The organism is Bacteroidota bacterium, from assembly GCA_021300195.1.
Taxonomy (GTDB): domain Bacteria; phylum Bacteroidota; class Bacteroidia; order J057; family JAJTIE01; genus JAJTIE01.
Genome location: JAJTIE010000024.1, coordinates 1 through 18,020, shown reverse-complemented (window position 1 = coordinate 18,020; position 18,020 = coordinate 1). Strand labels below are relative to the sequence as shown.

The following is an 18,020-nucleotide window of genomic DNA, read 5'->3' as shown; positions in this document are numbered from 1 at the left end:
GCTAGAACACTACAACTATGAACGACCCCACAGAGGATATCGAAACAATGGACTGAGGCCAGCTGAAACAGTTCGAAAATTCAGCTCTCAAAATCCAAAAACATCAACCCAAAATGAAAGACATGAAGGCTAGTAGTACAATTTATAGGTAAGGGGTCCCGCCACATCTCCGGCCCAGTAGGCGGCCTGAGGTACCTGTACCATCTCGATGGCATATACGCGTATCTCGTAGTCTACATTCTGCTCAAAGGTATTTCCATCTGTGGCCCCCACTACTGCCAGGGTTACGGTTTCGCCGCTTATGTGGCCAATGCCCTCGGTGCTGCGGCGCACCATGGCACCGGTGTTGTGGTTGCCCGCATTGCCCAGCCGGTCGGTGGTGGTGATGTTCTGGGCAAAGGCCAAGCCAGCGCTAACCGTATGGTCGGCCATGGTAGTGCTCAGCAGGGCGTGGCTAAACTGGGGATCGTTTGAGTCGCAGCGGCGAAACTTGACGAACACCCACACGGCATCGTGGTTGCCAGGTGCACCGCCCACCCGCCAGCTGTTCTCCCAGCTAACGGAAAACCGAACCTGACTTGCGCCCACCCGCTCAACGTTGGACACAACCACCGCATTGGCAAAGGCACGCGTAAAGAGCGAAGAAGCAAGGAGGAGTAACAGACAAAGAACCAGGCGTTTCATAGTAGAAGTTTAGTAGACGAAATACAACTCAATTTACGAATTTAATTTCGAATGAGAACAGCAAAATCTCATATTTAGAATAACACTAAACAACATGACTACATAAACAAATATTAATTATATTATACATAGTCCGGTTGGCTTGGGCCAGCGCGGCCAGCTAGCCGTGCGCCCAGGGATGACGGCGCTTCATGTTTGCTCCATCTGGCATTAGTTTCGGGGGCATTATTTTTGTGGGGAAGCGGGTGAGTACGCCAAAAATGAAATCTTTGCGCTGTGAGCAAGCCGTCTTCCCCTACCCTACCCCCCGGCTTCGGGCTACCCACAGCCCCGGAAACGGCAGCCCTGGCCGCAGCCCTGGCTAGCCCGCCGCCGGTTAGCATCCGGCAGAACCCGCACAAGCAGCCCCTGGCATCCACCCTGGCCCTGGCCGAGCCCATACCCTGGTGCCCGGGTGGCTACTACCTGGTCCAGCGGCCCAGCTTCACGCTAGACCCCGCACACCATGCTGGTGCCTACTACGTGCAGGAGGCCAGCAGTATGCTGGTGGCCGAGGCGGTGCGCCAGCTGCTGCCCGCCCACTGCCCGCCCCTGCTGGCGCTAGACCTATGCGCGGCCCCCGGCGGCAAAACTACCCTACTGGCCGAGGCGCTGCCACCCGGTAGTGAGCTGATTGCCAACGAGCCCATCTCCAAACGGGCCCTCATCCTGCGCGAGAACGTGCTGCGCTGGGGGGCCGGCGGCGGGGCAGGCCCCCTGCGTGGGCACATACGTGTATGCAGGCACCGGCCCGAGGAGCTGGCACAGCAGCTAGGGGAGGCCTTCGACCTGATACTGGTAGATGCCCCCTGCAGCGGCGAGGGCCTGTGGCGCAGGCAGCCCGAGGCCATGGACGAGTGGAGCCCGGCCGCCGTGCAGGCCTGTGCCCTGCGCCAGCAGGACATACTGGCACAGGCCTGGCGGCTGCTGAAGCCGGGCGGCTGGCTGCTGTACAGCACCTGTACCTACAGCACACAGGAGAATACGGAAAACCTGGCCTGGCTGCTGGCACAGCATCCCCAGGCCCGCAGCTGCCCCCTGCAGCTGCCCGAAGCCTGGGGCTTTGTGCCCCTGCCCGGGCCAGCGCAGCCCCTGGGCTGGCAGGCCTACCCACACCGGGTGCGGGGCGAGGGCTTCTATCTGGCAGCGGTGCAAAAGGGACAGGCCCCCCCCACCCCTACCGAGTGGGCTAGTCCGGAAAAAAAGAAAAAAACGCTGCCAACTGGCCTACCGGGCTGGATCCGGCTAGCCGAGGGCTATGAGGCCCAGCTGCAGGGCCACAGCCTGTATGCAGACTACCCCAGCGCCCTGCCGCCCTGCCGCCTGCACTGGCTGCTGCGAGACCTGCCCCTGGCCAGCCCGAAGGGTGCAGACTGGGTGCCCACCCACGAGCTGGCCATGCACCCGCACTATATGCACCAGCCCCCACAGGTGGAGCTGAGCCGGGAACAAGCCCTGGCCTACCTGAGGGGCCGAGATCCGCAGCCCGACTGCCCGAAGGGCTGGCAGCTGGCCACCTACCACCAGCTGCCCCTGGGCTGGCTAAAGCAGCTGGGTACCCGCTGCAACAACTACCTGCCCCGGCAGCTACACATCCGCATGGAGCAGGCTGAATGAAGGTATTTCCAAAGAGCCCGTACGCGGGCACACCCTAACATCAGCAGAAAAACCCCTGCACTTGCCAGAGAATAATTGTACCTTGGCAGCCTGTATCGAAAAAAGATAATCCATGGCAGAAACCCCAAACCACGAGCACAGCAACCAGCTGAATATAGAACTGAGCGAAGACGTAGCCGAGGGCATATACAGCAACCTGGCCATTATCTCGCACAGCAATGCCGAGTTTATCCTGGATTACATCCGCATCCTGCCCGGGGTGCCCAAGGCCAAGGTGAAGAGCCGCATCATCATGACCCCCCAGCACACCAAGCGCCTGCTGCTAGCCATCCAGGACAACATCGCCAAGTTTGAGAGCCAATTTGGCGAAATCGAGATGAACGAAAATGAACTGGCCATGCCCCCCATGAATTTTGGTGGGCCAACCGGTATGGCCTAGGCCCCCCCCACCGCCTGCATACAGGAATATGATGCTGCTACCCACCAGGCTTTTTCCGCATCCGGTGTGTGCCACCCTGCTGGCAGCCCTCCTGCTGGCCCTTCTACCTGCCGCTACCACCCGGGCACAGGGCAGCCAGCTGTCCAGCTTTGTGGATATGCAGAACGAAATGATGCACCTGATGGACAGGCAGATACCCCTGCTACAGCAGCTGGTGCAAGAGGCTGAGACCGTGTGGAAGGAAGTATCGAGTATCAGCGAGCTGCTGGCCAACCCGCGCAACATAGAGGCCAACCGGGCCAGCAGCCTGAGCCAGCTAATCCTGCTGCGCAAGCGCAATGACCAGATACAAGATAAGCTGAAGGGCTACTGGTTTGCCTGGCAGCGCTACAACAATGAGCTGATGGCGGTGTACACCCGCTTCGGCGAAATGAAGGCACAAGACCGCATGGACCCAAATCTTCGGCACTTCCTCCTCCTCTTTCGCGAGCTGGACCAGCTGATGAGCCAGGCCACAAAACAGGCGCAGGAAACCTATAGCGAGTGCGACTTCCTGCTGAACACCAAGCTGAACTAGCCCGCCTGCCACCTGGGTGAACCGGGTATGGGGTAGGCCAAGTGGATAGTCAGATCGGCAGGCACTACGGTATCTATGGCCCCCGCTTACTCGGCATTTTCAGCCTGCAGCTGGCAGCCACTTGCCCGGTACCTCTCTGTTGTGTATATTAGCCAGTGTCTTGACTAGTTTTGGTCTGTTTCTGAGGACTACGCCACATCTATGAAGCGTCTGCTTATACTCGTTCTCCTGGTGCCAGGCAGCCTTGCTGCCCTGTGGGCACAGCCCCAACAGGCCGGGCAGTACCGTAGCAGGCAGAAGATAAAACCTGCCGTGCTGGACCTTGAGATAAGGGGCCTACAGCAGGCCGGTAAACAGGCACGGATCGACTACACCATCCCCTATGACGGCCTGGTAGAGATCCGGCTGTACAACGAGCGGCAGAAGATCCTGTGGCAAGCACAATTTGTGCAAGCGAGTGGCGAAAACACCATTCCCTTCCACACAAAAAGCCTGAAGCCCGGTACCTACCGTGTCGTATTGATCTATAAGGGGCTGGCGAAGGAGACAGCGCTTGTGATTGCCGCTCAGGCTGAGTAGAGGTGTATAGCTAGTCGGTAGGGAGTTGCGGTTTACCTGTAAAGCCTGGGGTTTTCAGCTTTTTTCACGCGCGCTCAAGCCTTCCCAACCGCCCTTAGCCGAATGGCACGTTCCTAGCAGGCTCGACCCTTCACTTAGGTAGCTCTAATTCCGGACCGGGTGTCTCCCTCCAAATCTACTCCAGGATGACAAATTCTGTACGTCGGTTTTGGGCGCGGCCTTCGGGAGTGGTGTTGGGGGCTATGGGTCGCTCCGCACCGTACCCCCTAGTTTCTATACGCTCAGCCTTAATACCCTTTTGGACAAGGGCCTGTTTTACAGCATCCGCTCGCTGCTGGCTCAGCTGCTGGTTCTGCTGGCTGTTCCCAGTGTTGTCGGTGTGGCCATAGAGGGCAATTCGGACATCCGGATGGCTGTTTAGCAGTTCCACCACATTATTTAGTGCTTCCTGGCTCTCGGCGGCTAGCTGGCTGCTACCCAAGGCAAAAAACACATTCAGACGGAGGGTTTCGCCCGCTTTTGGGCTGTTGTCATAGGTAGCACTTGCCGCCAGTTCTGCCTGGGGCAGGCACAGCTTCAGGCGTACGGTATGTGGCCCATAGGTGGCAGGTGTGTAGGTAATCCTGTAGCCCGCGTTCAGCCGCGCGTAGATATCCCGAAAGGCCGGGGCGAATTCGTCGCGCAAGTAGATATGGCGATACTGGCCTGCCGTGGCAGCGCTCAGGCTGGCCAGTGCCCCAGGCTGCACGTCCGTACCCAGGTCGATGCTACAGATCATTATCTGTGCCGTCTGTGCCTCGGCCAGCACCTGCTGGGCGGTGTGGCTGCTGCTGTTGTCCACGCCATTGGTATACACCAGCACAACCCTGCGGGCATAGCCAGTAGCCTCTTTCAGTACCTGTATGCCCTCATAGATGGCATCGTAGTAGGCGGTGGTATAGCCATAGCCTTCCAGGCCATTCTGCCGCAGCGATACCAGGAGCTCTGCCTGATCCTTTGCAAGGGGGCTTTCCTGCTTCACATTGTTGTCGTACTTGATGAGGCAAACTGCATCATCCGGGTTCTTATTCTGGATAAACTGTGCTGCAGCAGCCTGTGCAGCCCGTGCGCCCTGTTCGCCCATACTGGCACTGTGGTCCATTACCAGGGCATAGGCGGTAGGCATTGGGCCTGTTTCCTCCAGCCGGAAGTCTTTTACACGCTGGGTGCTCGTACCCTGTGTTTCCTCCAGCTGGCACCACAGCCGTTGTCCGTCCGGGCCAGCAGCCTGTGCCAGGTAGTGCCCGCTGGTGTCGGCCAGATGTACATACAGGCTTACCTCCTGCCCCTGCTGTGCTATGCGGGTAACCTCCAGGCTAGGCCTGTACTTGGCCCCGGCGGAGAAAAGCTCCACACCATTCATAAACACAGGCCGATAGCCCGCCGGTGCGGGGCCATCTGTGCTCGCCAGCTTTTCACTCTCGGGCAAGAGGGAGCCTTTGGGGCTGGCACCTTGCTTATTCTTGTTCGCAGCCCCACATCCCGCCAGCAGCAGGCCGAAGGATAATGAAAACAGCATGCTTTTCATACAGGTATCGTTTGGGCCAAAGTACGGCAAAGATTAGCCCGTTCGCAACCCGAATTTGTGCGTTCGTCGACAAAAAGCCCGATTCTATCGGGCCATACAAACGATTAATCTAATTGTGAAAACCAAATCGGAGTGAAACCAAAACGGCCTTGTGGTCGCTTATGCCCTCTGTATCCAGGGTTTGGTAGCGGTGGGTGCTCAGGTGCTTGCTTGCCATTACATAGTCGATGCGCATGGCCGTAAGCCCCCTGCCATAGGTATGGCCCAGCCCATTGCCCTTCAGCATATAGCAGTCTTGCAGCTCGGCCCGTGCGGCGTAGTAGATGTGGGTGTAGGGCGGGTTGTTCAGGTCTCCGCACAGCAGGCTGGGTCGGCCCTGCCAGGCTGTTCGGTGGTCTTGCAGCAGGGCAAGCTGATTTTCCTGTATTCGCCACTTCTTTACCATCACCTTTATCATTTCCCACGCGTTCAGGTCCGCCTCCACCGGGGGCTGTGGGGGCAGTGGGCGCTCGGGGTGGGGCTCGCTGGGCCGCTGCTCGTAGTCTTCGTTATTCTTTGGCCCTGGCTGTCGCTTTCGGCGCCTACGGCGCGGCTCGGCATCCGCCACGGTTTCATACAGCGCCTTGCGCTGGGCGGGGCTCAGGCTATAGCTCTCCAGGTGCAGGTTGTATACCCGCAGGGCCTGGCCGTAAAGCGAGAGATCAGCATAGGCAATACCATTTTTGGTTTTGGGGTTTATCTCCGTTACGGCACCTGCATCCGTGATGGGGTAGCGAGAAAGGAACAGCAGGCCGAAGCGTTTGCCCGGATATAGCTCAATAAACTCATGGTACTTTAGGCCCAGGGTTTTCTTCAGGCGCTGAAAGTAGTCGGGCCGCAGGCGCTGCTGTTCGTAGAACTCTTGCAGGCACACAATGTCTGGCCGATACTTGGCCAGAAAAGTCCGAAGCTGCTCAAAATTCTTGTGTCGATAGCCAAAGGCATTTACATTCAGGCTGATCACCCGAATGTCGTAGCGGTTGGCAGCACCCTGGCCATTGAGCTGCAGGCTGGCCCTTAGCTGCGGCCAGCCTAGTGCCAGGATGCCGATATTGGCCAGTAGCCAGATCCACCTCCGGCTGCTGGCCCACAGCAGGGCCCATAGCAGGGCAGGCAGCAGCAGGTAGGGGGCAAAGAGGGCCAGCACACTGGGCACAAACCAGCTGGTACTCGGCACAAATGGTGCCAGTAGGGCCAGCAGGCCGGGCAGCACGCACAGCATGTTCAGCAGCAGCAGCAGCCTGTGCAGCAGTAGCCGCCACCCACTACGCCCGGCTGGCATCAAACAGGATTTGCTTCTCCTCCTGGGTCAGCTTTTCATAGCCCACCTTGGCAATCTTGTCCAGTATGCGGTCTACCTCTGCCTGGCTGGGCTTGCCGGGCTTGCCGGGCTTGCCGGCATAGGTACCGGTCTGGGGTACTCCGGCTTTTTTCTTGGCCACAATCTTCAGGGGCGAGCGGCGCCTGCGCCTGCTGAAGAGCCGGAAGAAGGGCTGCCCCCAGTCGTGGCCACTCTTCACACTACGCATGTACAGGTAGCCAAAGAGTGCCCCACCCAGGTGGGCAATGACACCGCCCTTATTTCCGGACATGGCTATGGACAGAAAGTCGATAAAGAGGAAGGCTGCCACCAGCCACACCAGGCGCACGGTGCCAAAGAACAGTAGGTGCAGGGCCGTATTGGGCAGCAGAGTGGCCGCAGCCACCATAATGGCCGTAACGCCTGCCGATGCCCCCACCATGGTGCCCCGCTGGCCGGCAAAGACGGGCAGCAGGTTGTAGGCCAGCAGGGTAAGGCAGGCACCACATAGGGCACCGGCCACAAATAGAAACCAGATGCGCCTATCGGGCTGATAGGGGCGCAGAATGCGGCCGCCCACCCAGTAGAGCCACAGCATGTTGAACAAAATGTGGAAGACACTGCCCATAACCGTGGTGCGCATGTCGTGCACCCACATGTAGGTAAACAGGCTCCAGGGCTGGGCTAGCAGGCTAGCCAGGTGTGTGGGCAGGGCCAGATAGCCATACACGGTGTAGAAGAGGTGCTGCTGCCCAAGTAGAAAAAGCAACACGTAAGCCACCGAGAGGGCTACGTACACCCCCACATTTATGACAATGAGCCAGCCGATGGCCCCATAGGTGGGGATAAAGCGGTGCCGGATATCGTCAACAAAGGCTGCCATATAGCAAAAATAGCAGTTGTTTCGGATTTAGGGTGACTCGGGGGCAATAAGGCCTGCCGCAGCGCCCGTCTTGAGGGCACCCTGTGCCAGGGCCAGGTTTTCTCGTCGCTGCCGATACAGGTCTATGGCCCAGAAGATGGCAGCACGCGCACTGCTCAGGTCGGCCTCGCCCTTTCCGGCCAGGTCGTAGGCAGTGCCATGGTCCGGGCTGGTGCGGATGGCGCTAAGCCCCGCCGTAAAATTTATGCCCTCATGGCCTGCCAGCGTCTTGAAGGGGATTAGGCCCTGGTCGTGGTACATGGCCAGCACGGCATCAAACTTTCGGTAGGCATGATTGGCAAAAAAACCATCTGCCGGATAGGGTCCTATCGCAAAGATGCCAGCCTTTTTAGCAGCCTCCAGGGCAGGTTTGATGACGTCTTTTTCTTCCTTTCCCAGCAGGCCACCGTCTCCGGCATGGGGGTTTAGGCCCAGCACGGCTATGCGGGGCTTCTCCAGCCCAAAGTCTAGCCGCAGGCTCTGGTGCATGGCCTCTATCTTCTGTAGTATCCCTTCTTTGGTTAGCCTGCGGGCCACCTCCTCCAGCGGTAGGTGGTTGGTGGCTACGGCTACCTTCAGCCAGTCTGATACCATGAACATGAGGTTGCCCCGGGCTCCCAGCCGGTCTTGCAAAAACTCAGTATGGCCGGGATAGGGGAAGCTGTCGCTCTGTATGCTGGCCTTATCGATAGGCAGGGTAACCAGCACGTCTATCATGCCCACGTCCAGCTGCTTCACGGCCTCCTCCAGGGCAGCGGCAGCGGCCCTGCCGGCACGGGGGCTGGGGGTGCCGGGCTGAGGTTCGCCATAGTCTGGGCTGGTGTCCATCAGGTAGACCTTGCCAGGCGGGTATTTGCCTATCTGCTTGGGGTGGCTAACGTGGAAAGACTTAGCATTCAGGGCATTGCGATAGTACGCCAGTACATCCGCCGGGCCGAAGAGTACCGGGGTGCACAGGTTCAGCATATCCTCGTGTGCAAAGATGCGAATGGCCAGTTCGGGCCCGATGCCATGTACATCCCCCAGGGTGATGCCTACCACAATGGGTGTGGGGGCGGAAAAAGTGGGGGTATCGTGGGTTTCGCTCATTCGTGTGTAGACAGGAATTCATATAGCAGGCGCACGCCCATGCCGGTGGCATTTTTGGGTTGCCACTTTTGCGCACTTTCCAGGAAGGCAGTGCCGGCAATATCCAGGTGGATCCAGGGGTAGCCCTTGGCAAAGTGCTCCAGAAACTTGGCTGCCGTGATGCTGCCAGCGTAGCGTCCGCCTATGTTTTTCTGGTCGGCTATGTCGCTCTTCAGCTGCTCGGCATACTCTTCCCACAGGGGCAGTTCCACCAGTCGCTCATAGGTGCGCAGGCCTGCATCTTCCAGTTTCTTTTTGGTGGCCCGGTCTGCCGTGCCCATCAGGGCGGTGGCATGGGTGCCCACGGCTACTACGGCGGCGCCGGTCAGGGTGGCCAGGTCTATCACCAGCTCGGGCTCGTAGCGCTTGGCAAAGTGCAGGGCATCGGCCAGGATCATGCGGCCCTCGGCATCGGTGTTCAGCACCTCTACGGTAGAGCCGTCCATCATGGTGATCACGTCATTGGGCGTGTAGGCATTGTAGCCCGGCCGGTTGTCCGTGCTGGGTATCAGGCCCACTATGTGCAGGGGCAGGCTATTATCAGCCACAGCTAGCAGGGTGCCTATCACGGCAGCCGCACCTGCCATATCGCTTTTCATACTATCCATGCTGCCGGCGGTGGGCTTCAGGCTCAGGCCGCCGGTGTCGAACACAATGCCCTTGCCCACCAGCACCACGGGCTTTTTGTTTCGGGGGTTGGCGGGCTTATGCTCTATGATGGTGAAGGTAGGCTCATCGTGGCTGCCCCGGTTTACGGCCAGCAGTCCGCCCATTTTCAGGCTTTCTATCTGGGATTTATTCAGTACCTCCACCTTCAGTCCCTTGGCCTCGCACAGTTTTTTGGCACGGGCCGCCAGCTCCAGGCTGGTCAGTACGTTGGGGGGCTCATTTACCAGGTTTCGGGCCTCGCAGGTGGCCTCGGCCACTTTTATCGCTTCTGCCAGCCTGCGTGCCATATCGCTGATGTCTGTCAGGATATACACTTCCTTCAGGCTGTTACTCAGCTTATCGGTATCCACCGTGCGGTGGGGCATGAACTGGTAGTTGGACAGCAGCGGCATCTCGCCCAGTGCGCGGGCCATCATGCGGCTCTCGGTGTGGTCTTTGAAGCCCAGCAGTACCAGCTGCAGGTGGTGGGCCTTCATTCGGTTGGCCTCCTTTACGGCCTTGTCTACCTCACGGCGCAGCTTTTCGGCCGTAAACTCCATGCGCTCTCCTACGCCCGTAAAAAGCCAGCGCTGGTCTGCCGTCATGTAGCGATAGTCCTTACCAGCCTCGCAGTCCGTGGGGTCCAGCTCCAGGTCTGCCGGCAGGTTGGGGATCTCAGACTTTACCTGGCTCAGGTTATCGCGGCAAATGAATACGACGGTCAGCCACTTGGGATTTATCTTGTCCGTAAATTGTATAGTCATGGTTTCCAAAGCTTTGGCGGTTTCACTACTGTTTCCAAGGGCGTAAAATTAGGTAATTCGGCCCACTTAAAATAGTGTATTTTTGCCCAATGTCGGATTCGGTACGTGCAAAGAAACACCTCGGGCAGCACTTTCTGCACGACGACCGCATTGCGGCCCGTATCGTAGCCCAGTTGCAGGCCGCCGCCCCGCTGGCCGTTCTGGAGATCGGGCCCGGCATGGGCATCCTTACCCGCCACCTGATAGCCCGCGGGCTGCCGCTCACGGCCCTGGAGATTGACCCGGAAAGCATTGCCTACCTGATGCAGCACCATCCGGATGGCGTGGAGGTGCTGCAGGCCGACATCCTGAAGCACAGGCTGCCCGAGCTGCCCCAAGCCTGGATTGGCAACCTGCCGTACCACATCAGCTCACCCATCCTATTCAGGCTACTGGCACACCGTGCCTGGGTGCAAGAGGGGGTTTTTATGCTGCAAAAAGAGGTAGCCAAGCGCATAGCCAGTGGCCCGGGTAGCAAGGAGTATGGCATACTGAGTGTGCTGCTACAGTACTACTACGAGCTGAAGTATGCGTTCAGCGTACCGGCTGGGGCCTTTGCCCCCCCACCCAAGGTACAGAGTGGGGTGATCCGCCTGGTACGGCGCCAGCAGCCCGACGAGCTGCCCCTGGAGCCCCTGGCCCGGGTAGTAAAGGCGGCCTTTGCCCAGCGCCGAAAAATGCTGAGCAACACCCTGAAAAATCAGCCCCTGCTACTGCCCGAGGGATGGGGAAACCGGCGTGCCGAGAGCCTGAGCGTGGCAGAATTTGCGCTGCTGGCCCGGCAGCTGGGGTAGCCCTCCATCCTATCCTGCCGGTAGCTGCCTGGTGGGTAGCGGGCAGGGTAGAGATTCGGGGAACTCGAGCATGAATCCGCCCCATACAGTGGTTCGGAATTTTATTAGGCGAAAGCTGTTTAGTACCTTTACGCCTCCGTTCACGGCAAAATCATTCCCCGGAAAAAGAGGTTGATTGTTTGGGCGGAGACATCCCCCGGAGCGTGGGGCCAGGGCGGCCCCGCTGGTATCATTCCAACAAAAAAAGTACACATGACAAAGCCGGATATAAGAACCGAACTGGAAAAGCGCATCCTGGTACTGGATGGTGCCATGGGGACAATGATCCAGGGCTACAAGCCCGGGGAGGCTGAGTACCGAGGCGAGCGTTTTCGAAACTTTGAGCTAGAACTGGGTATAGAGCCGGTGCAGGTGAAGGGCAATAACGAACTGCTAAGCATCAGCCAGCCACAGATCATCCGAGAGATACACACGGCCTTCCTGGATGCGGGTGCCGACATCCTGGAGACCAACACCTTTAGCGCCAATGCCATCAGCCAGGCCGACTACCACATGGAGCCCTATGTGCGAGACATGAACCTGGCCTCGGTACGGCTGGCACGCGAGCTGGCCGATGCCTATACGGCCAAAAACCCCGAAAAACCCCGCTATGTGGCGGGGGCCCTGGGCCCCACCACCAAGCTGCTGAGCATGAGCCCGGATGTGAACGACCCGGGCTACCGGGCCGTAAGCTTCAGGCAGATGGTGGATGCCTTCCAGGAGCAGATAGCCGCGCTGATAGAGGGGGGGGTAGACCTGCTGCTGTTTGAAACGATAACAGACACGCTGAATACCAAGGCGGCCCTCTTTGCCGCCCAGCAGTACTTTGCGGCCCAGGGCGTAGAGGTGCCTGTCATGATATCGGCCACCATAACCGATGCCAGCGGACGCACGCTGAGCGGGCAGACCACCGAGGCCTTCTGGAACTCCATCAGCCATGCGCCCAACCTGCTGAGTGTGGGCATCAACTGTGCGATGGGGGCCAAGGATATGCGCCCCTATGTGGAAACCCTGAGCCACATAGCCCCCGTGTATATAAGCAGCTACCCCAATGCCGGCCTGCCCAACGAGTTTGGCGAATATGACCAGACGCCGGATGAGATGGGTGGCGAGCTGGAAGACTTTGCCCGTAGCGGGTTTCTCAACATAGTGGGAGGCTGCTGTGGCTCCACACCGGCCCACATAGCCCGCATAGCCCAGGTGGCCAACCGGTACAGCGCACGTAAGCGCCCGGCCATTCCGCACGAGCTGCGCCTGAGTGGCCTGGAGCCTTTCACGGTGAATAAAACCACAAACTTTGTAAACATCGGCGAGCGTACCAACGTAACTGGCAGCCGCCGCTTTGCCCGCCTGATAAAGGAGGATAACTACGATGAGGGACTAAGTGTGGCCCGCCAGCAGGTGGAGGGGGGGGCCCAGGTGCTGGATGTGAACATGGATGAGGGCATGCTGGACAGCAAGGCCGCCATGGTGCGGTTTCTGAACCTGCTGGCCAGCGAGCCAGACATTGCCCGCATCCCCATCATGATTGACAGCAGCAAATGGGAGGTAATAGAGGCCGGCCTGCAGTGCATACAGGGCAAGGGTATCGTAAACTCCATCAGCATGAAGGAGGGGGAACCCCTGTTCCGCGAACAGGCACGCAAGCTACGCGCATACGGCGCTGCTGTGGTGGTGATGGCCTTTGACGAGAAAGGGCAGGCCGACACCCATGCGCGTAAAATAGAGATCTGCGAACGGGCCTACCGCATCCTGGTGCACGAAATTGGCTTCCCGCCCGAAGACATTATCTTCGACCCCAACATCTTTGCCATTGCCACAGGCATAGAGGAGCACAATAATTATGCGGTAGACTTCATAGAGGCTACCCGCTGGATCAAGCAAAACCTGCCCGATGCAAAAGTGAGTGGCGGCGTAAGCAACATCAGCTTTAGCTTCCGCGGGAACGAGCCCGTACGCGAGGCCATGCACGCCGTGTTTCTGTACCATGCCATCCAGGCAGGTATGGACATGGGCATTGTGAATGCAGGCCAGCTGGAGATCTATGACGAAATTGAACCCAAGCTAAAAGAACTGGTAGAAGATGTGGTGCTGAACCGGAACCCCGAGGCCACCGACAGGCTAGTAAGCTACGCCGAAACCATAAAGGACAAGACCGGGAAAACCAAGGAAGACAAACTGGCGTGGCGTAGCGAACCGGTGAAAGACCGAATTGTACACGCGCTACTAAAGGGCATAGCCGACTACATAGAGGAGGACGTGGAGGAGATACGCCACCACCATGAGCGGCACATCCAGGTGATAGAGGGGCCGCTGATGGAGGGCATGAACCGGGTGGGCGACCTGTTTGGCGCCGGCAAGATGTTCCTACCCCAGGTGGTAAAGAGTGCCCGGGTAATGAAAAAAGCCGTGGCCTACCTGATCCCCTTTATTGAGCAGGAAAAACGCGATGCCGGCCTGGAGGAGGGCCGCAGCAATGGCAAAGTACTGATGGCCACCGTGAAGGGCGACGTGCACGACATTGGCAAAAACATAGTGGGCGTGGTGCTGGCCTGCAACAACTATGAGGTGATCGACATGGGTGTAATGGTACCCAGCGAAAAAATACTGGCCAAGGCACGCGAAGAAAAGGTGGACGTGATCGGCCTAAGTGGCCTGATAACCCCCAGCCTGGACGAGATGGTGCATGTGGCCAAAGAGATGCAGCGCGAGGGGTTTAGCATCCCCCTACTGATCGGCGGGGCCACTACCAGCAAGATCCACACCGCGGTAAAGATTGCCCCCCACTACCAGCACCCTGTGGTGCACGTACTGGATGCCAGCCGATCAGTACCCGTGGTGGGCTTGCTGCTGACCCCGGAACAGAAAGATGACTTCGCCCGGAAGGTGCGCACCGAATACGATGCCATGCGCGAAGCCCACGCCAATAAAAAACCGGAACAGAATTATATTTCTATAGAGGAGGCGCGGGCCAACCGCCGTACCTTCGACTGGGAAAAATATACGATAGAGCCCCCCCAAAAAACCGGCATACAGGTACTAAGCCCCTTTCCGCTGGAGGAACTGCGCCCGTATATAGACTGGACCCCCTTCTTCAGCACCTGGGAGCTGAAGGGAAAGTACCCGCAGATATTTGAAGATGCGGTGATAGGCGACGAGGCCAAAAAACTGTACGCAGATGCACAGGAAATGCTGGACCTCATCATCCGCGAAAAGCTGCTGGAGGCACGCGCCGTCTATGGCATCTTCCCCGCCAACAGTGTGGGCGACGACATAGAGGTGTACACCGACGAAAGCCGGCAGCAGCTGCGCACCACCCTGCATAGCCTGCGCCAGCAGGTGCAGAAGCGGGGCGCTGCCAGGCACGATGCCCTGGCAGACTACATTGCCCCCAAAGAAAGCGGCAAGGCCGACTACATAGGTGCCTTTGCCGTAACGGCAGGCATACGCATAGAACCCCTGGTGCTGCGCTTCGAGCAGAAACACGATGACTACAAGAGCATACTGGTGAAGGCCCTGGCCGACCGACTGGCAGAAGCCTTTGCCGAATATCTGCACGCCCGGGTACGCAGGGAGGACTGGGGCTATGCACCCGGCGAGCAGCTGAGCAACGAAGAGCTGATTGCGGAAAAATACCGTGGCACCCGCCCGGCCCCTGGCTATCCGGCCTGCCCCGATCACACCGAAAAGACCCTGCTATTCGACCTGCTGGATGCGGAGGCCCGCACCGGCATTCAGCTCACCGAAAGCATGGCCATGTACCCCGCAGCCAGCGTGAGCGGATGGTACCTGGGCCACCCAGATGCCCGATACTTTGGCGTAGGCAAGATAAATAGAGACCAGGTAGAAGACTATGCCCGCAGAAAGGGGATGACGCTAGCTGAAATGGAACGCTGGCTTGCCCCCATGCTAAACTATGACCCCGAACGGGTAACCATTAGCCAGCCATAGTACCCACAAAGATCATCGCTTGCTGAACCCAGAGAGATAACCGGCTCGGGAACAAATCCTATACTACAGGCACTGCTGAAACTGCACAATAAGCTTCCCCCATATACATATATATATTGGGGGGGGGGCTTGACTAGCAGGCCTTCTTAGAAGTTGTTGCTTTTTCTATAAAAAACTCCTCTGTTGGTGATACCTGGCGTGTGGAAATGGTGGAAAAGGCTCGCCAATCAATAATGTTAAGAAGAGCCTTTTCCATATTTCCACCACGCAAATTAAAACGAAATTCGATTTCTTTTAAATAAATGGCATAGTCTTGCCTTCGTATACCATAGTATCTGGCTAGCTTAGCCTTGGCGTAGCTCCAAAAGCTTTCAATGCCTTAATATGGTTACGCTTCCCGCGTGCAAATTCTTTGGAATGGTTAATCCTATGGTGCTCAAAGCCATCCAGTACAAGCCCATCGTAACTTCTGTTGTAAGCTTCCCCCTTCTTCGGCCATTGGAGTGAGAGATTTTGACAAGCCCCTCAGGGGCGCGTCAGTCTTTCATTTGTAAATTCCTAAGTATGAAGCGAATAAAGATCACTGAGACCCAGATCGTGCAGCTGCTGAAGCAGCACGAACAAGGCATAAAAATAGCCGACCTTTGCCGCCATCACGGCATCAGCCCCGCCACCTTCCACCGCTGGAGAGCTAAGTATGGCGGCATGGAAGCCAGCGAACTGAAGCGGGTGCGCGAGCTGGAAGAGGAGAACGCCCGGCTGAAAAAGATGTATGCCGAGCTAAGCCTGCTGCACTACGCCTTTAAGGACGCAGTCGAAAAAAAGCTCTAGGGGCTGCGCAGCGGCGCGCGCTGTGTGGGCACATGGTGCAAAGGGGCGTGAGCCAGCGGCAGGCCTGCCTGCTGCTGGGCCTTGCCCGCAGCACCTACACCTACCGCCCGCGCCCCCGCGCAGATGTCCCCCTCATAGATGCCCTGACCGACTTGGTCACCCACCACCCTGCCATCGGCTTTTGGATGTGCTACCACCGCCTGCGCCACCAGGGCCACAGCTGGAACCACAAACGCCTGTACCGTCTGTACACAGCTATGCGCCTGAACCTGCGACGCAAGGCCAAAAAACGCCTGCCTGCGCGCGTTAAGCAGCCCCACTTACAGCCCCAGGGCCCCAACCAGGTGTGGAGCATGGACTTTGTGCACGACAGCCTGTGGAACGGGCGCAGCTTCCGCGCCCTGAATATCCTCGACGACTACAACCGACAGGCCCTGCACGTCGAAATTGATACCTCCCTGCCCGCCCTGCGCGTCATACGCGTGCTGGAAATGCTGCGCGACACCCACGGAACCCTGCCCAAAGCCATCCGTACCGACAATGGACCCGAATTCATCAGCCAAAAACTCGAAGACTGGTGCCAAAAACACCACATCCAAATCCAGTACATCCAACCCGGTAAACCCACCCAAAATGCCTACATCGAACGCTGTAACCGAACCCTGCGCGAAGAACTGCTCAACGCATAGGCCTTCGAATCCCTACACGAAGTGCGAACCTTTGCCGAACAATGGATGCACGATTACAACCATCACAGGCCACACAAAGCCCTCAATTATCTAACACCCATGCAGTTTCTAAACAAATCTACGTAACTTGAAATCTCTCAATCCAATGGCCGAAGAAGGGGGAAGCTTACACTGTAACTATCTGTAAATAAAACACTTGACGGATCTACGTGGTCTCGTATGATGCTGCGAATCGTTCTGGCTGTTACGTCGGGTACCACCTCTACATACACTTTTCCTCCACGCTTGAGTAGCCCAAACACAGGCACTTTTTGTATACAGTTGATCGGCCTCTCAGCCCCTTCCGAACGCCTCCAAAATAGCTTTCATCCAGCTCTATTTCTCCTACTTGTTGCTCAAATTCTTTGGTTTTATGGACTAAGATTTGTTCACGAAAAAAGCGATAGTAACGATTTATTGTGTTCCGATTGATCTGCAAAAGATTCGAGGCCTGAGTGGCTGTTAGCTCCAGGGCGAATGCCTGCAGAATTTTTTTCTGCCTATATCTGCTTAACTTGCTGTTATCCATTGACTTACAAGGTAATTTCTGGTACCTTGATAGTCCAGACCCAATGAATTATATCCGTTCCATTCTGGAATGCGCTTGTACAACAAGGGTACCCAGCCGGGCAAAAAGCAGAAAAGAGGCCATTGGCCTCTTTTCTTGGTATACATACGTCAACTAAGCGCCTACCGAACCCATATCTGGTGATAGGTATTTTGGCTGCTATTCGCGGGCACATCATCCGCCTCCCAGCGGCTACCCTGTCCTCGTATCGACCAGTGATAATTCCCACCTCTATAGAACGGAATTTCTGTCATTGCAAGATCTCCTCGGTTGCTAAAGCCAGCATTTGCGTCAGCAGGAATGAATGCGGTATGACCGGGCAGTACCTGAAAGGTGGACTGCAGGTTAGTAATATTGATAATCCCGGCGCCCGTTTTGAAGTAAGAAATTAGGTTGCTCTGATTAGTCTTGAAGTGGATAACTCGGCCATGATTCCCAGTTATACCATAGAAGCGTACAAAAGTAAAATTAAGTGCATTCATCATGGAGTTTCCGGCATGGCCCCAAGTTGGGGTTCCTACCTCGCTAGATGCACCCAAGATAGTTGAACCCTGTAGAGGTAAGTCTGTATTACGCACAGTAAGGAGGTTGTTCGTGCCACCTAGGTGGTTGTAGTTGAGCACCAAGGTCCAGCCCCCGCCATCGGTGGTCATGTCGCAGTAGCAGTTAAAAGCGGAAATACCTCCCACACCATCTGGATCAATTGTATAGACTCCGCTTGCTGAGCTAGGATTCAAGGCCAGTATCTGGGCACAGTTTCTGAAGCT

Annotated in this window: 14 protein-coding genes and 2 pseudogenes; 7 read left to right on the top strand and 9 right to left on the bottom strand. The window is 57.3% G+C overall.

The features are described from left to right. Positions 1 to 129: 129 nt before the first annotated feature. A complete protein-coding gene (locus tag LW884_06325) occupies positions 130 to 684 on the bottom strand; it encodes a hypothetical protein (protein MCE3007946.1) in 555 nt (184 codons plus the stop codon). 276 nt (positions 685 to 960) lie between these two features. Between LW884_06325 and LW884_06320 the strand changes: the two genes are divergently transcribed. From LW884_06320 to LW884_06305, 4 genes are all read left to right on the top strand, one after another. Beyond that, on the top strand, positions 961 to 2,340 hold the full coding sequence (locus LW884_06320; GenBank protein ID MCE3007945.1) for a hypothetical protein: 1,380 nt from the start codon (positions 961 to 963) through the stop codon (positions 2,338 to 2,340). Between the two features lie 112 nt (positions 2,341 to 2,452). Beyond that, the gene (locus LW884_06315; GenBank protein ID MCE3007944.1) at positions 2,453 to 2,779 is read left to right on the top strand and encodes a DUF3467 domain-containing protein; all 327 of its coding nucleotides are present in this window, start codon (positions 2,453 to 2,455) and stop codon (positions 2,777 to 2,779) included. Positions 2,780 to 2,807: 28 nt separating this feature from the next. Continuing rightward, positions 2,808 to 3,356: a hypothetical protein gene (locus LW884_06310; protein ID MCE3007943.1), complete on the top strand. Its 549-nt coding sequence runs from the start codon at positions 2,808 to 2,810 to the stop codon at positions 3,354 to 3,356. 201 nt (positions 3,357 to 3,557) lie between these two features. Next, the gene (locus LW884_06305) at positions 3,558 to 3,935 is read left to right on the top strand and encodes a hypothetical protein (protein MCE3007942.1); all 378 of its coding nucleotides are present in this window, start codon (positions 3,558 to 3,560) and stop codon (positions 3,933 to 3,935) included. Positions 3,936 to 4,110: 175 nt separating this feature from the next. Here LW884_06305 and LW884_06300 read toward each other — a convergent pair whose 3' ends face one another. The 5 genes from LW884_06300 to LW884_06280 form a co-directional block, all read right to left on the bottom strand. Then, on the bottom strand, positions 4,111 to 5,493 hold the full coding sequence (locus LW884_06300; GenBank protein ID MCE3007941.1) for an OmpA family protein: 1,383 nt from the start codon (positions 5,491 to 5,493) through the stop codon (positions 4,111 to 4,113). A gap of 118 nt (positions 5,494 to 5,611) precedes the next feature. After that, positions 5,612 to 6,823 carry an endonuclease/exonuclease/phosphatase family protein gene (locus LW884_06295; protein ID MCE3007940.1) on the bottom strand — a complete coding sequence of 404 codons (1,212 nt, stop codon included), beginning with the start codon at positions 6,821 to 6,823 and terminating at the stop codon, positions 5,612 to 5,614. Then, on the bottom strand, positions 6,807 to 7,724 hold the full coding sequence (locus LW884_06290; protein ID MCE3007939.1) for a rhomboid family intramembrane serine protease: 918 nt from the start codon (positions 7,722 to 7,724) through the stop codon (positions 6,807 to 6,809). The genes LW884_06295 and LW884_06290 overlap by 17 nt, the downstream gene beginning before the upstream one ends. Before the next feature lie 27 nt (positions 7,725 to 7,751). Next, a complete protein-coding gene (pdxA, locus tag LW884_06285; protein ID MCE3007938.1) occupies positions 7,752 to 8,852 on the bottom strand; it encodes a 4-hydroxythreonine-4-phosphate dehydrogenase PdxA in 1,101 nt (366 codons plus the stop codon). Next, on the bottom strand, positions 8,849 to 10,303 hold the full coding sequence (locus LW884_06280) for a leucyl aminopeptidase (GenBank protein ID MCE3007937.1): 1,455 nt from the start codon (positions 10,301 to 10,303) through the stop codon (positions 8,849 to 8,851). Before LW884_06280 ends, pdxA begins: the two co-directional genes overlap by 4 nt. An 89-nt stretch (positions 10,304 to 10,392) precedes the next feature. Here LW884_06280 and rsmA point away from each other — a divergent pair, with 89 nt between their 5' ends. Next, positions 10,393 to 11,136: a 16S rRNA (adenine(1518)-N(6)/adenine(1519)-N(6))-dimethyltransferase RsmA gene (rsmA, locus tag LW884_06275; GenBank protein MCE3007936.1), complete on the top strand. Its 744-nt coding sequence runs from the start codon at positions 10,393 to 10,395 to the stop codon at positions 11,134 to 11,136. Between the two features lie 252 nt (positions 11,137 to 11,388). Next, positions 11,389 to 15,126 (top strand): methionine synthase, encoded by a 3,738-nt coding sequence (gene metH / locus LW884_06270; GenBank protein ID MCE3007935.1) that lies wholly within the window; start codon positions 11,389 to 11,391, stop codon positions 15,124 to 15,126. A gap of 265 nt (positions 15,127 to 15,391) precedes the next feature. Here metH and LW884_06265 read toward each other — a convergent pair. Then, a pseudogene (locus LW884_06265) lies at positions 15,392 to 15,591 on the bottom strand (transposase). 99 nt (positions 15,592 to 15,690) lie between these two features. On the opposite strand from LW884_06265, the pseudogene LW884_06260 reads away from it, so the two are divergent. Then, positions 15,691 to 16,772: pseudogene (locus tag LW884_06260) on the top strand (IS3 family transposase). A gap of 136 nt (positions 16,773 to 16,908) precedes the next feature. Here the strand turns inward: LW884_06260 and LW884_06255 are convergent. Further along, positions 16,909 to 17,214: a hypothetical protein gene (locus LW884_06255; protein MCE3007934.1), complete on the bottom strand. Its 306-nt coding sequence runs from the start codon at positions 17,212 to 17,214 to the stop codon at positions 16,909 to 16,911. Positions 17,215 to 17,375: 161 nt separating this feature from the next. Then, a partial coding sequence (locus LW884_06250; GenBank protein ID MCE3007933.1) for a hypothetical protein occupies positions 17,376 to 18,020 on the bottom strand: 645 nt, incomplete at its 5' end.